The following is a 14,013-nucleotide window of genomic DNA, read 5'->3' on the forward strand; positions in this document are numbered from 1 at the left end:
GGAACCCCCATGAGCCAACTTGCCATTACCGACGTCGAGCTGGATGCCCGCTTCGCGCCGATCTACCAACGTATCGCCGAGGGCGCGGTGGCCCGCGAGCAGCAACGCAGCCTGGCCCACGAACCCGTGGCCTGGCTGCGCCAAGCCGGTCTCGGCGCGATCCGCGTGCCGCGCAGCCACGGCGGCCTGGGCGCGAGCCTGCCCCAACTGCTGCGCCAACTGGTGCGCCTGGGCCAGGCCGATTCCAACCTGCCACAGATCTTCCGCGCCCATTTCGGCTTCGTCGAAGGGCGTCTGGCCGCCAACGACGCCGCCTCCCAGGACTACTGGTTCGCCCGGGTGGTGGCCGGCGAGCTGTGGGGCGCGGCGATGGCCGAGCGTACCGACAGCACCGGCAATAGCGTGCAACTGAGTGATGACGGTGACGGCTACCGGCTCGATGGCGAGAAGTTCTACTGCACTGGCACGCTGTATGCCGACTGGGTGGCGGCGGTGGCCAACCACGGCGATGAGTTGGTCAGCCTGGCGGTGTCGACCCGGGCGCCCGGGGTGGAGGTGCTCGACGACTGGGACGGCTTCGGCCAACGCCTGACCGGCAGCGGCACGACGCGCTTCAAGCAGGTCCGCGTGCCGCGCGAGCATGTGCTGCGGCGCTTCGCCAAGGGCGAGCTGCGTGCCGAGTCTTACCTCACCGCCTTCTACCAGGCCGTGCACCTGGCCACCCTGGCGGGCATTGCCCGGGCCGTGCTGGCCGATGCCGTGGCCTTTGTCCAGGGCCGCAGCCGTGCCTTCGGCGTGCCGGGCCAGTCGCGACCGGCCGCCGATCCCCTGGTGCAAGCCGTGGTCGGCAACCTGTCGAGCCTGGCCTTCGCCGCCGAGGCCCAGGTTGCGGCCGTGGGCCAGGGCCTGCAAGTGGTGTACGAGGCCGGGCAGCAGGGCGCGGTGCCCGAACAGTTGTATACCGATGCTGAAATCCAGGCGTTCCAGGCGCAGCAGATCGTCCTGCCGCAAGTGCTCGAAGCCAGCACTTTGCTGTTCGAAGTGGGCGGCGCCTCGGCCATCAGCAACAGCCGTCGCCTCGATCGCCACTGGCGCAACGCCCGCACCCTGGCCTCGCACAACCCGACGATCTACCGCGAACAGGCGCTGGGCGACTATTACCTCAACGGCATCAGCCCGGCCCAGGCCTGGCGTGCCCGGCATGCCGCGGCCAGCGAAGGGCAGGGCGCGGGCGACGAAGCCAGCGCGGTCTGAACAGGAGAATCTGAATGTCTGACCAACAGATGAGCCTGGGCATGAACATCCTTGGCTTCGGTGCTCACTCCGGTGCCTGGCGCCAGGGCGAGGCAGCCTTGGATGCCTATATCGATGTCGGCTATTACCGCGATATCGCCCGGTTTTCCGAACGTGGTTGCCTGGACGCGATCTTCCTCGCCGATGGCCCGGCGCTGCCACCGGACGTCGCCAGCCAGCCGGGCGGGCGCCTGGAACCGACCGTGTTGCTGACCGCGGTGGCCGCGGCCACCGAGCGCATCGGCGTGATCGCCACCTGCTCGAGCACCTACAACGAACCCTTCAACCTGGCGCGGCGCATCGCCTCGCTGGACCATGTCAGCGGCGGGCGCGCGGCCTGGAACGTGGTCACCAATGCCGGCGACGCGGCGGCGCAGAACTTTGGCCTGAGCGGCGCGCCGTTGCATGTGGATCGCTATGGCCGCGCCGAGGAATTCGTCGATGTGACCCTCAAGCTGTGGGACAGCTGGGAGGACGACGCGATCATCGGCGATCGCGCCGCTGGCCGCTTCGCCGACCCGCGCAAGATCCACACCCTGGACTTCCAGGGCAAGCACTTTCAGGTCAAGGGACCGCTGAACCTGCCGCGCTCGCCCCAGGGGCGGCCAGTGCTGGTGCAGGCCGGTTCGTCCGAAGGTGGCAAGGCGCTGGGCTCGCGCTACGCCGATGCGATCTTCACCACCCAGACCACCCTGGCCGATGGCCTGGCGTTCTACCGCGAGATGAAAGCCCGGGCCAAGGCCTGGGGGCGCGACCCCCAGCACCTGAAGATCATGCCGGGCCTGTCGACCGTGATCGGCAGCAGCGAGGCTGAGGCCCACGCGCGTTTCGACGCGCTCAATGCCTGGCATGGCGAGCATGGCTTGCTGCAGCAGGTGGCCGGGCGCATCGGTATCGACGCCAGCGAGCTGGACCCGGACGCGCCGTTGCCCTGGGCGCGGATTGGCGCGGTGGCGGAGTTCGAGCGGGGCTCGCATGGCTTTCTCGAGGCGCAGCTGAACCTGGCGCGCCGCGAGAACCTGAGCATTCGCCAGCTGTCGCGGCGCATCCTGGTCGGTCATCGCCTGGCCGTGGGCACCCCGGAGCAGGTCGCCGACACCTTGGCCGAGTGGTTCCTGGCTGGCGCCGGGGATGGCTTCAACATCATGCCCGACATGTTTCCCTCCGGGGCGCGGGTGTTCGTCGAGGAGGTGGTGCCGTTGTTGCAGAAGCGCGGGCTGTTCCGCACCGAATACACCGGCACCACCCTGCGTGAGCACCTGGGATTGCCCAAGGCGCAGAACCAGTTCGCTGCCCAGCAGGCGCCGCTGCGCGAGCCCTTGTAGGAGCGGCCTGGTGCCGCGAAAGGGCTGCGCAGCAGCCCCAGGGCCTCAAGCCCAACCCCCATTCATCAGGAGGCCTCCATGCACTACCGCTCACTCGGCCACACCAACCTCCAGGTCAGCCTGCTCAGCCTGGGCAGCATGACCTGGGGCCACCAGAACACCGAGCAGGATGCCCACCAGCAACTGGATGCCGCCCTCGATGCCGGCATCAACCTGATCGACACCGCTGAGATGTACCCCACGCCCACCCGCGCCGACACCTGGACCACCACCGAGCGCTACATCGGCACTTGGCTGGCCAGTCGTGGCCGGCGTGACAGGCTGGTCCTGGCCAGCAAGATCGCCGGCCCGTCCCGCGAGCCCGGGGCCCAGGCACATATTCGCGATGGCCTGTCGCACCACGACCGCAAGAACATCGTCGCGGCCCTGGACGGCAGCCTGCGCAGGCTGCGCACCGACTATCTGGACCTCTACCAGTTGCACTGGCCCGACCGCAGCAGCAACTTCTTCGGCATCCGCGAATACCCCTATGTCGATGACCACCCGCAAACCGCCGCCATTGAAGAAACCCTGGCGGTGCTGGATGAGCAGGTCAAGGCCGGCAAGGTGCGCCATATCGGTGTGTCCAACGAGACGCCCTGGGGCGTGGCGCAGTTTCTGCGGCACAGCGAAGAGAGGCACCTGGCGCGTATCGCCAGCATCCAGAACCCGTACAGCCTGCTCAACCGCCTGTACGAAAACGGCCTGTCGGAGTTCAGCCATCGCGAGGGGGTCAGCCTGCTGGCCTATTCGCCACTGGCCTTCGGCGCGTTGACCGGCAAGTACCTCGATGGGGCCAGGCCGGAGGGTTCACGGTTGTCATCGGTGTACCGCACGTTCAACCGCTATGGCAGCGACGAGGCCAACAGCGCCATTAGCGGCTATGTGCAGATTGCCCGCGCGCATGGGCTGACCCCGGCGCAACTGGCGCTGGCCTTCGTCATTCGCCAGCCGTTCGTGGCCAGCGCGATTACCGGGCAGACCAGCTTGGCGCAGTTGCAGGAAAACATCAGTGCACTGGATGTGCAGCTCAGTGACGAGGTGCTGGCCGAGATCCAGGCCGTGCACCAGCGCATTCCAAACCCGGCTCCGTAGCCCGCTGCCACAGGGATCTCACCGGCTCCGGGCTGGTGGTGATCCTGTGGGAGCGGGTTTGCCCGCGAAGAGGCCGGAACAGACAACCCAGAAGGACCGTCATGAACGCGATCATATCGACACCCAGCACCTTGTTCAGCAGGCAGGGTTTGCAATTGCGCCCGGGCCTGTTATTGGCCTGGACCACTCTGGGCCTACTGCTGCTGGCAGTAGCCTTCCCCAACTGGCTATCGCCCGTCGACCCCCTGGCCGCCGACGCGCGCCTGGCCTACCAGCCCCCAAGCCCGGCGTTTTGGCTGGGCACCGATGAAAATGGCCGCGATGTCCTCAGCCGCCTGATCCATGGCGCCCGGCCATCGCTGTTCATCGGCCTGGCCGCCACCCTGGTCGGCCTGGGCGCAGGCACGTTGCTGGGGTTGCTTGCCGGTCTCGCGCCGGCCTGGCTGGACAACCTGCTGATGCGCGCCGTCGATGTGCTGCTGGCGTTCCCCGACCTGCTGCTGGCGCTGGTGATCATCACCCTGTTCGGCCAGGGCACCAGCAACCTGATCCTGGCCGTGGGCATCGCCTCGGTGCCGCGCTATGCCCGGCTGGTCCGCGCCCAGACCCTGAGCATCCGTCACGCCGGCTTCGTCGAGGCCGCGGTGACCCTGGGCCGGCGGCCACTGGCGGTGGTTGCCTGGCATGTGCTGCCCAATGCCGTGCAACCGGTGCTGATCCTCGCTTGCCTGGGCCTGGGTGGCGCGATCACCGCCGCCGCGGTGCTCAGTTTCCTTGGTTTCGGCGCGCCGCCACCGGCGCCGGAATGGGGCGCGATGATGGCCGTGGCACGCAACTTCATGGCCAACGCGCCCTGGCTGATGGCCTGGCCTGCGTTGGCGATCACCCTGACCGTCATTGCCATCAGCGTCATTGGCCGTGACTGGCTGCGCCGTAGCGAGGGCAGAAGCCTATGAGCATCTTCGAGAACATCCCGGCACCGCTGGTGGATATCCAGGACCTGCGGGTGAGTTTCCACGGCGTGCCGGTGGTGCATGGCGTCGACCTGCAAGTGCAGGCCGGCCAATGCCTGGCCCTGGTCGGTGAGTCGGGTTCGGGCAAGAGCGTGACCGCCCGGACCCTGGTGGGGCTGACCGGGGCCGGCGCCCAGGTTCGGGCCCGCCACCTGGCGTTTGCCGGCCAGGATTTGCAGGGGCTGTCCGAAGCCGCCTGGCAGCGGCTCAGGGGGGGGCGTATCGGCTTCGTCATGCAGGACGCCCTCGGCTCGCTCGACCCGTTGCGCCGAGTCGGCGCCGAAGTCGAGGAGCCCCTGCGGCTGCATACTCCGCTGGGGGCCGAACAGCGGCACCAGCGGGTCCTGGCGCTGTTGCGCGAGGTGGGGGTGCCCGAGCCCGAGGTTCGCGCGCGACAGTATCCGTGGCAGTTGTCTGGTGGCCTGCGCCAGCGCGCGCTGATCGCCTCGGCGATCGCCTGCCAGCCGCGCCTGCTGATCGCCGACGAGCCGACCACCGCGCTCGACGCCACGGTGCAGGCGCAGATTCTCGACCTGCTGGAGCAGCTGCGCGAGCGCGACAACAGCCTGTTGATGGTCAGCCATGACCTGGCGGTGGTCGCGCGCCTGGCCGACCGGGTGCTGGTGATGCGCCATGGCCGAGTGGTGGAGCAGGGCAGTGCCGAACAGATCCTGCTGGACCCGCAGGACCCCTATACCCAACGCCTGCTGAGCGCGGCGCGGGTGGTGCATTTCCAGCGCCCGGCGGCGCCTGTGCTGGCGCTGGTGGAGGACGCTGTGGAGGAACGACCGGTGGTGCTGGAAGCGCAAGGCCTGAACAAGGCGTTTGTCGGGCCCGATGGCCAACCGCGACCTGTGCTGCAGGATGTGTCGCTGCAGCTGCGGGCCGGGCAGACCCTGGGCGTGGTGGGCGAATCCGGGTCCGGCAAGAGCACCCTGGGCCGCATCCTGCTCGGCCTTGAGCGTCCAGAGCAAGGCCAGGTGCGCTTGGCCGGGCAAGACTGGCTGGCGCTCTCGGCGGCGCAGCGCCGGCAGGCTCGGCAAGGTATCCAGGTAGTGTTCCAGGATCCACTGGCCTCGTTCGACCCGCGTTACACCGTGCTCAGGGTGCTGGCCGAGGCCCTGGCCCAGGTCGGCGTGCCTCGCGGGTTGCGGCGGACCGAGGCGGCCGCGCTGCTGGAACGGGTGCAGTTGCCGGTGGCCTTGCTCGACCGCCGGCCGCTGGAGTTGTCCGGTGGCCAGCGGCAACGCATTGCCATTGCCCGCGCCTTGGCCATGAAGCCCAAGGTACTGGTGCTGGACGAGCCAGTGTCGGCGCTGGATGTGTCGGTGCAGGCGCGGATCCTGGCGTTGCTCGCCGAACTCAAGGCCGAACTGAACCTGGCCTGCCTGTTCATTTCCCATGACCTTGGCGTGGTCGAGCAGGTCAGTGACCAGGTGCTGGTGATGCAGGGCGGACGGGTGGTGGAGCAGGGCGCGGCGCGCCAGGTGCTGAGCCAGCCGCGGCATGCCTATACCCGCGCGCTGCTGGAGGCGGTGCCGCACCTGCCCGCGGCGCGACCGGCCTGGGCCAGCAGGATCGCGGTATGACCACCAAGCGCGATCCCTGTGGGAGATTGCCCAGCCCTTTGGGCTGCGTTGGCGCACAGGGAGCAGTCCCGCTGTAGGAGCGGCCTTGCGTCGCGAAAGGGCTGCGCAGCAGCCCCCTGCAATTTCGAGGGTGGCTCGGAATCTGGGGCCGCTGGGCGCCTCTTTCCGACCGGCCCGCCCTCCCTACCAGCCTCAGCGCTTTCACCAACTCCAGCCAATGGACAGAACATGACCACCTTCCAACGTTTCCCCAGCCAACCGCCAGCCCCCGACATCAATGCGCTCAAGGCGCGCATCGTGGCATTGCTGCCCGACATCGGCGCGGGCGCCGCCCAGCGCGAACGTGAACGCCAGCTGCCTCACGAAGCCATCGCCCGACTCGCCGCCGCCGGGCTTTACACCGTGCGCATTCCCAAGCGGTACGGCGGCCCTGGCGGCAGTGTCAGCGATGTGATCGAGCTGCTGCTGCAGATTGCCGCGGTCGATTCCAACATCGCCCAGGCCCTGCGCCCGGGTTTCGCTTTCGTCGAAGGGCTGCTGGTGGCGCAGGACGAGGGCGCCGAACAGGAACGCGAGCGCTGGTTCGCGCGTTACCTCGACGGCGTGGTGATCGGCAACGCCGGCTGGGAGCTGGGCGGTGCCAACGGTGTCATCGCTGCGCGCCTGGTGCGCGAAGGCCGGCACTATCGCGCCAACGGCAGCAAGTTCTACAGTACCGGCGCGCTGTTTGCCGACTATGTCAGTGCCGTGGCCCTGGACGAGGACGAGCAGCCGGTGTCGTTCGTGCTGCCGCGTGATCGCGAAGGCCTGGAGCTGGTCGACGACTTCGATGCCATGGGCCAGCGCCTTACCGCCAGTGGCACCACCCACTTGCGTGATGTGCGGGTCGAGGCCAGCGAGATTCGCACGCGCACCGTGGAGGAGGGCAAGCGCACCCTTGTCACGCCATTCCTGCAACTGTTCCTCGCCACCGTGCTGGCCGGTATCGCCCGCAATGCGCTGGACGACGCCACGCGATTCGCCCGCGAACATGCCCGGCCCATCAAGCACAGCACGGCCAGTCGCTCGGTGGATGACCCGTACGTGGCGCTGGCGGTGGGCGATATTGCCGCCCGTGCCTATGGCGCCGAGGCGCTGGTGCTCAAGGCCGCGGCCAGTATCGACCGGGCCTGGGCCGCGCAATTGGCCGAACCTGCGGTGGAGCAGGCCGCCATCGAAGTGGCCCAGGCGCAGTACCTGGTCGCCGAGTTGGCGCTCAAGGCCGCCGAGACCTTGTTCGAGGTCGGTGGCGCCTCCACCACCGGCCGCCAGCACAACCTCGATCGCCATTGGCGCAACGCCCGCACCGTGGCCAATCACAACCCGCGCCAGTGGAAGGCGGCGGTAGTCGGTGCCTGGCAACTCAAGGGCATCCGACCACCTGTCTCGGGGCTGTTTTGACCGCCCAGCCGGCGCCCTTCGCCGGCCAGGCGCAAAGCCCCAAGGTGCCGGTGATCGTCGGCGCGGCATTGTTCATGGAGCTGGTCGACGGCACGGCGGTATTGACCGCCTTGCCGCAGATGGCCCGCGATTTCGGCGAGCCCGGGCTGCGCATGAACCTGGTAGTGTCGCTGTACATGCTCGCCCTGGCGTTGTGCGTGCCGCTCAGTGGCTGGGCCGCCGAGCGTTTTCGGCCACGTCGGGTGATGCTCGTGGCCATGGCACTGTTCACCCTGGCGTCGCTGGCCTGCGCCCTGGCCGGATCGCTCTGGCAACTGTGCCTGGGGCGCATGCTGCAAGGGGCGGCGGGGGCGCTGATGACCCCGGTGGGCCAGGTGATCATCCTGCGCTGGTCGAGCCGACAGCAACTGCTGCAGGCCATGTCCTGGCTGGCCTTGCCGGCGCTGCTCGGGCCCTTGGTCGGGCCCTTGCTGGGCGGGCTGCTGGTGACGGTGTTGTCATGGCACTGGATCTTCCTGATCAACCTGCCGATCTGCCTGCTGGGCAGCTGGCTGATCCTGCGCCATGTGCCGGACTACCCGGCACGCCCAGTACCGCCATTGGACCTGCGTGGCCTGTTGCTCAGCGGCGGCGCCCTGGCGCTGCTGGTGTTCGGCCTGGAATCGTTGGGCCTGGGCCAACTGCCTTGGCCCTGGGCGCTGGCGCTGGTGGCCGGCGGCGTGGCCTGTGCGCTGGGCTACCTGCTGCATGCCCGCGGCCATCCCGCGCCGTTGCTCGACCTGACGCTGTTGCGCCTGCGCAGCTTTGGCGTGGCCCAGGCCGGTGGCGGGTTGTTTCGCCTGGGGTCCGCCGCGCAGCCCTTCCTGCTGGTGCTGTTGCTGCAGAATTGCCTGGGCATGAGCCCGCTGGCGGCCGGCTGGCTGGTGGTCAGCGGCGGTGTCGGCGCGTTGCTGATGAAACTGTTGGCGGTGCCACTGGTGCGCCGTTACGGCTATCGCCGGGTGCTGAGCTGCAACGCGCTGTTGAGCGGCCTGGGGATCGCCGCCTGCGCGGCCTTCGACCAGGACACCGCGCCCTGGCTGATGGCGCTGGTGCTGTTCGGCGCGGGGCTGGTGCGCTCGTTGCAGTTTTCCACCTTGGGCGCTGCCAGCTACCAGGACGTGCCCGGCGAGCGCTCGGCGGCGGCCAGTTCGTTGTCGGCCATGTCGGTGCAGTTGACCATGGCCATGGCGGTAAGCCTGGCGGGGGTGCTGCTCAGTGTCCTCGCCGGCCTGGACGGGCGCGGTGAAACCTCGGTGGGCGACATCACCACGGTGATGCTGCTGTGTGCGTTGCTGTGCGGGGCCTCGGGGCTGGTGTTTCGGCGCCTGGCGGGCTGATTACCGCCGGGCTGCGCAGGCACGGATTCAAATCGACAAGCGCACCACCCGGCTATCGAGGGCGGGTGGTACTTCTGCCCGGCGCTTGTTCACCACCAGCTCGCCAATGGCGATCAGCCGGGTGCGCGTGACATTGCGTGACAGCCCGAGCAGCTGCGCGGTGTGCACCTGGTTGTAATGGCAGAACTGATACGCTGAACGCAGCAGCGCCTGCTCGACCTTTTCGTATAGATCGCCCGGTTGTTCCTCGTACAGCCGGCTGAAAGCTTGTTGCAGCAGGTCTTCGACGGTGTTGCCGGTACCGGCGGGAGTGTGCTGGCGTTCCAGGCGCAGGTTGGACAGGCGCAGGTCCTGGGCGTGGATCACGCCAGCGGCGCAGGTCAGCAGGCTGTGGTGGATCACGTTCTCCAGTTCGCGGATATTGCCCGGCCAAGCGTAGTCGACCAGCTTGGCCTGGGCGCCGGCGCTGAGCTCCACGGCCCCATAGCCCAGGCGCTCGCTGTAGCTGCGAATGAAATGCCGGGCCAGTGGCAGGATGTCGCCGGGGCGATCGCGCAGCGGGTGCAGGCGCAGGCTCACCACATTCAGCCGGTAGTAGAGGTCCTCGCGGAAGTGCCCGGCGTTGATGGCTTTCTCCAGTTGCACGTTGGTCGCCGCCAGCACCCGCACATTGATCGGCAGGCTTTTGCGCGAGCCCAGGCGTACCACCTCGCGCTCTTGCAGTACGCGCAGCAGCTTGACCTGGATGGGCAGTGGCAGGTCGCCGATCTCGTCGAGGAACAGCGTGCCGCCGTTGGCCTCCTCGAACCAGCCGGCCTTGGCCGCCAGGGCGCCGGTGAAGGCGCCTTTCTCATGGCCGAACAGCTCGGCCTCGACCAGCGACTCGGAGAACGCGCCGCAATTGACCGCGACGAACGGGCCGTTACGCCGACCGCTGAGGTTGTGGATGTGGCGCGCGACCAGCTCCTTGCCCGTGCCGGTTTCGCCGATGATCAGCACGCTGGCCTCGCTGGGCGCGACCTGCTGCAGGTGGGCGAGCAGTGCCTGCGACCTGGGGTCTTCGAAGACCTGCGCGGTGGCCCTGATCGAGGTGGCCAATGACGGCGACGGGGGGAGGGTCAGCAGTTGCATGGGCAGTCCTTAGGAATAGAAAGAGGGGACGGGGCGCTTGCCGCCGAGGGCCCATTCACCGAGCTCGTGGATGCGGTAGTCCACCGGGTCGTGCAGGGTTTGCGTCCTCAGGTTGCGCCAGTGGCGATCGAAGCGCAGCGAAGCATGGGTGGCGCGGGCGCCGGTCACCTCGAACAGGCGGTTGCAGATATCCAGGCCGTGACGGGTGGCCGCGACCTTGGCGGCGCCGATGGCCAGGGCCAGGTCGCCGCGGGCCTCGGCACCCAGGGCATGCTCATGGGCCCAGGCGGCGTCCAGTTGCTCGAGGGCGCGCTCGAGCAACAGGCGCACGCTCTCCAGGCCGACCCAGAACTCGCCATAGTGGCGCAGCACATAAGGGTCCTCGGCGCTGCTGGCGGCGTTGGAGCGGAACCACGGCCGGCTTTCCTTGAGCGTGTATTGGCGGGCTTCGTCGAAGGCGCCCTCGGCGATGCCGAGGAACAGGTTGGCGAAGTGCAACTGGGCGATCAGCGGGCGCAGGGCGGCGAATGGCGTGCTCAGCGGGCCAGGGTCGAGCAGCAACTCGTCGTGTTCGACCCGGACCCGTTCGAAGCTGGCGCTGCCGCTGTCGGTCTGGCGCTGGCCGATGTTGCGCCAGTCGTCGTGCAGGGTGATGCCGGTGCGTCCGCTGGGGATGGCGGCGATCAGCAGCTTGCCGCCGGCGCGCTCGTCCACCGCCGAGGCGATCAGCATTTCCGAATCGCTGGCGCCGGAGCAGAAGCTTTTCTTGCCGGAGAACTCGCACCAGCCGTCGAAATGCTTGACCAGGGTGCGGGTGTCCAGCGGGTTGAGGGCGTTGCCCCAGAACCATTGCTTGCGGGCAGTCTGCTCGAACCAGGGTTGCCACTGTTCGGGGCGGGAGAACAGGCGCACGGTGGCCAGCATCAGGTGGTGAAAGCCGAACACATGGGCGATGGAGCTGTCGACGCGGGCGAAGGTACGCACCACTTCGAAGGTGTCGCGCCAGCTGGCGCCCTGGCCACCCTGGGCCTGGGGAATGGCCAACGACAGCAGGCCGCTGGCGCGCAAGGCGTCGCGCTCGGCCTTGGGGGTGCCGCCGCGTTCGTCGCGTTCCACGGCGCTGGCGGCGAACTGCCCGGCCAGTTCACGGGCAACGACCAGTGGCGGGCGTCGGGTTGCGGTCACAGGTGCGTTCATGATCGCTCCTCAGGCGCTCTTGCGCAGCGCATGGTGGGCGGCGAAAAACGGCACGGCGCGTTCGGCGGCCAGGCGCAGTTGCTGCTCCACGGTATCGGGCAGCTCGCCACGCCACAGCGCGGCACCCAGCGCTCGGGCGATATCGCCCAGTTCGATCAGCTGCGGCTTGATGTGCAGGTGCTGGCCCAACTCGGCGAGGAAAGCTTCGGTGTGGGCCAGGGTGCGCGAGGGGCGGGCAGTGCCGCCGGACAGGGCGACGACGTTCAACGGGGTGCTCATGGGGCAGGTCTCCGGTTCTTGGTGAGCGGGGGACTTTGCTTGAGCAATCGTCGTGCCGGGTTGTTATTGCTTTATGGATCAAAAGGTTGCGGTCTTCGGCTGGCGACCGCTGTAGCCGGGTGGGCGTTGCCTGTTGAACAAGTGTTGCGCTGCGAACAGTTGACCGGGTGTTGGCGGCTGTACAGTTACAGACGTTATAGAGGGTTTGTTGATCGATAAAAAAGAATAAGAATTTATATTCTTATATGTTTTGATTTAGGTGTGCGGCACGGCATGGGCCTGCGCCGCACCGGCATACTGCGCTTTCAGGCGCCCTTGCTCATCCAGCAGGTAGGCATCCATCACCTCGCGCACCACCGGCCCGGCCACCCGGCCACCGGCCTCGCCGTTCTCGATCATCACCGCCACCACCAGCGCCGGATGCTCGGCCGGGGCGAAGCCGACGAACAGGGCGTTGTCGCGATGCCGCTCGAGGGTCTTGTCGCGGTTGTAGCGTTCACCCTGCTTGATGGCCACCACCTGCGCCGTGCCGCTCTTGCCGGCGATGCGGTACTGGGCGCCGGCGGCGGCGGCGCGGGCAATGCCGCGCGGGTCGTGCATGACCATCTGCATGCCCTGGCTGACCTGGTCCCAGGCGTGCCTGTCGTGCAGCACGATGTCCGGCATCGGGTTGGGGTCGACCGGCTTGGCGCCGCCGACGGTCATGGCCAGGTGCGGACGGTGCCAGGCGCCCTTGCTGGCCAGCAGGCTGGTGGCTTGGGCCAGTTGCAGCGGGGTGACCTGCATGTAGCCCTGGCCGATGCCGAGGATCAGCGTCTCGCCGGGGAACCAGGCTTGGCGCCGGGTGGCGCGCTTCCAGGCCTGGGACGGCATCAACCCGGGGGCTTCCTCGAACATGTCCAACGACACTTTCTGGCCCAGGCCGAACTCGGCCATGTAGTCGTGCAGGCGGTCGATGCCCAGCTTGTGCGCCAGGTCGTAGAAGTAGGTGTCGTTGGAGCGCATGATCGCGCTGTACAGGTCGACCCAGCCATCGCCGCTGCGGTTCCAGTTGCGGTACTTGTGGTCGTAGTTGGGCAGCTCGTAGTAGCCGGGGTCGAACACCCGGCTGCCGGGGGTGATCACGCCGCTGTCCAGGCCGGCGATGGCCACCTCCGGCTTGACCGTCGAACCCGGCGCGTACAGGCCGCGCAGCACGCGGTTGAACAGCGGTCGGTCGATGGAGTCGCGCAACGCCGCGTATTGTTTGTAGCTGATGCCCTTGACGAACAGGTTGGGGTCGAAGCTGGGGTTGCTGACCATCGCCAGTACGTCGCCGTTAGCCGGGTCGAGCACCACCACCGCGCCACGGCGCTCGCCCAGGGCCTTTTCGGCGGCCTGTTGCAAGTGGGCGTCGAGGCTCAGCACGATATCCTTGCCCGGCACTGGGGCGTGATGGCGCAGCACGCGCATCACCCGGCCCTGGGCGTTGGTCTCGACCTCCTCGTAGCCCACCTGGCCATGCAACTGTTGTTCGTAGAAACGTTCGATGCCGGTCTTGCCGACCGACTGGGTGCCCCGATATTCAGTGCTGTCGAGGGTCTTGGCTTCTTTCTCGTTGATGCGCCCAACGTAACCCACCGAGTGGGCGAAATGCTCGGCCAGCGGGTATTCACGGATGAACTGCGGCTCGACCTCCAACCCAGGCAGGCGGAACTGGTTGACCGCGATCAGGGCGATCTGCTCCTCGCTCAGGCCCACCAGCAGGGTGACTGGTTCGAAGGGCTTGCGGCCTCGGCGCAAGTCTTTGTCGAACTGCTGACGATCGTCCTCGGACAAGCCGAGAACCTGTCTCAGACTGTCCAGCACCTTGGCCGAGTCGCCGGCGCGTTCGCGGGTCATGGTGAGGTTGAAACTGGGCTTGTTGTCGGCCAGCACCACGCCGTTGCGGTCGTAGATCAGCCCGCGTTCGGGCGGGATAGGCAGCACGTGCACGCGGTTGTTTTCCGACACCGCGCTCTGCTGGTCGTGTTGCAGCACCTGCAGCACATAGAGACGCCCCACCAGCACCGCGCACAGGGAGATCACCAGGATGGCGCAGGCCAGTAGCCGGCGGTTGACCAGGTGCTTTTCCGTTTCGTGGTCCTTGAGGGGGATGGGTTGGGGCATGGGGGCTCGTGAGGTCGCGCCTGCCCGCTCCAGAAGAGGCACGGGCGTTGTTCGGGGCGGCGATGCTACGCAAGCCGGTGCGCCG

At 67.9% G+C, this 14,013-nt stretch carries 10 protein-coding genes and 1 pseudogene; 7 read left to right on the forward strand and 4 right to left on the reverse strand.

The genetic code is table 11. The features are described 5' to 3' along the window. The first annotated feature begins 9 nt into the window (after nucleotides 1–9). The 7 genes from ACODS5_RS12515 (at nucleotide 10) to ACODS5_RS12545 (ending at nucleotide 9,173) form a co-directional block, all read left to right on the forward strand. Nucleotides 10–1,254, forward strand: coding sequence for an acyl-CoA dehydrogenase family protein (locus ACODS5_RS12515; RefSeq protein WP_489108814.1), 1,245 nt, complete (start codon nucleotides 10–12; stop codon nucleotides 1,252–1,254). A gap of 14 nt (nucleotides 1,255–1,268) precedes the next feature. Further along, nucleotides 1,269–2,618 carry an LLM class flavin-dependent oxidoreductase gene (locus tag ACODS5_RS12520; RefSeq protein ID WP_489108815.1) on the forward strand — a complete coding sequence of 450 codons (1,350 nt, stop codon included), beginning with the start codon at nucleotides 1,269–1,271 and terminating at the stop codon, nucleotides 2,616–2,618. 78 nt (nucleotides 2,619–2,696) lie between these two features. Next, nucleotides 2,697–3,752: an NADP(H)-dependent aldo-keto reductase gene (locus ACODS5_RS12525; RefSeq protein WP_489108816.1), complete on the forward strand. Its 1,056-nt coding sequence runs from the start codon at nucleotides 2,697–2,699 to the stop codon at nucleotides 3,750–3,752. A gap of 101 nt (nucleotides 3,753–3,853) precedes the next feature. After that, nucleotides 3,854–4,708: an ABC transporter permease gene (locus ACODS5_RS12530; RefSeq protein WP_489108817.1), complete on the forward strand. Its 855-nt coding sequence runs from the start codon at nucleotides 3,854–3,856 to the stop codon at nucleotides 4,706–4,708. Beyond that, on the forward strand, nucleotides 4,705–6,354 hold the full coding sequence (locus tag ACODS5_RS12535) for a dipeptide ABC transporter ATP-binding protein (protein WP_489108818.1): 1,650 nt from the start codon (nucleotides 4,705–4,707) through the stop codon (nucleotides 6,352–6,354). Before ACODS5_RS12530 ends, ACODS5_RS12535 begins: the two co-directional genes overlap by 4 nt. Before the next feature lie 228 nt (nucleotides 6,355–6,582). Beyond that, nucleotides 6,583–7,794 (forward strand): acyl-CoA dehydrogenase family protein, encoded by a 1,212-nt coding sequence (locus ACODS5_RS12540; RefSeq protein ID WP_489108819.1) that lies wholly within the window; start codon nucleotides 6,583–6,585, stop codon nucleotides 7,792–7,794. Further along, the gene (locus ACODS5_RS12545) at nucleotides 7,791–9,173 is read left to right on the forward strand and encodes an MFS transporter (protein ID WP_489108820.1); all 1,383 of its coding nucleotides are present in this window, start codon (nucleotides 7,791–7,793) and stop codon (nucleotides 9,171–9,173) included. Before ACODS5_RS12540 ends, ACODS5_RS12545 begins: the two co-directional genes overlap by 4 nt. Before the next feature lie 27 nt (nucleotides 9,174–9,200). On the opposite strand, the gene ACODS5_RS12550 is transcribed toward ACODS5_RS12545, so the two are convergent. The 4 genes and pseudogenes from ACODS5_RS12550 to mrdA all read right to left on the reverse strand — a co-directional run bounded on the left by ACODS5_RS12550 (nucleotide 9,201) and on the right by mrdA (nucleotide 13,928). Beyond that, nucleotides 9,201–10,304 (reverse strand): sigma-54 interaction domain-containing protein, encoded by a 1,104-nt coding sequence (locus tag ACODS5_RS12550; RefSeq protein ID WP_489108821.1) that lies wholly within the window; start codon nucleotides 10,302–10,304, stop codon nucleotides 9,201–9,203. A 9-nt stretch (nucleotides 10,305–10,313) separates the two neighbouring features. Further along, entirely contained in the window at nucleotides 10,314–11,501 is a 1,188-nt protein-coding gene (locus ACODS5_RS12555) for an acyl-CoA dehydrogenase family protein (RefSeq protein WP_134692651.1), read from the reverse strand. Nucleotides 11,502–11,555: 54 nt separating this feature from the next. Continuing rightward, nucleotides 11,556–11,780: pseudogene (locus ACODS5_RS12560) on the reverse strand (FMN reductase); the annotation flags it as partial. Nucleotides 11,781–12,035: 255 nt separating this feature from the next. After that, a complete protein-coding gene (gene mrdA, locus ACODS5_RS12565) occupies nucleotides 12,036–13,928 on the reverse strand; it encodes a penicillin-binding protein 2 (RefSeq protein WP_134692650.1) in 1,893 nt (630 codons plus the stop codon). Nucleotides 13,929–14,013: the final 85 nt, after the last annotated feature.

It is taken from the genome of Pseudomonas sp. FG47 (assembly GCF_057809115.1).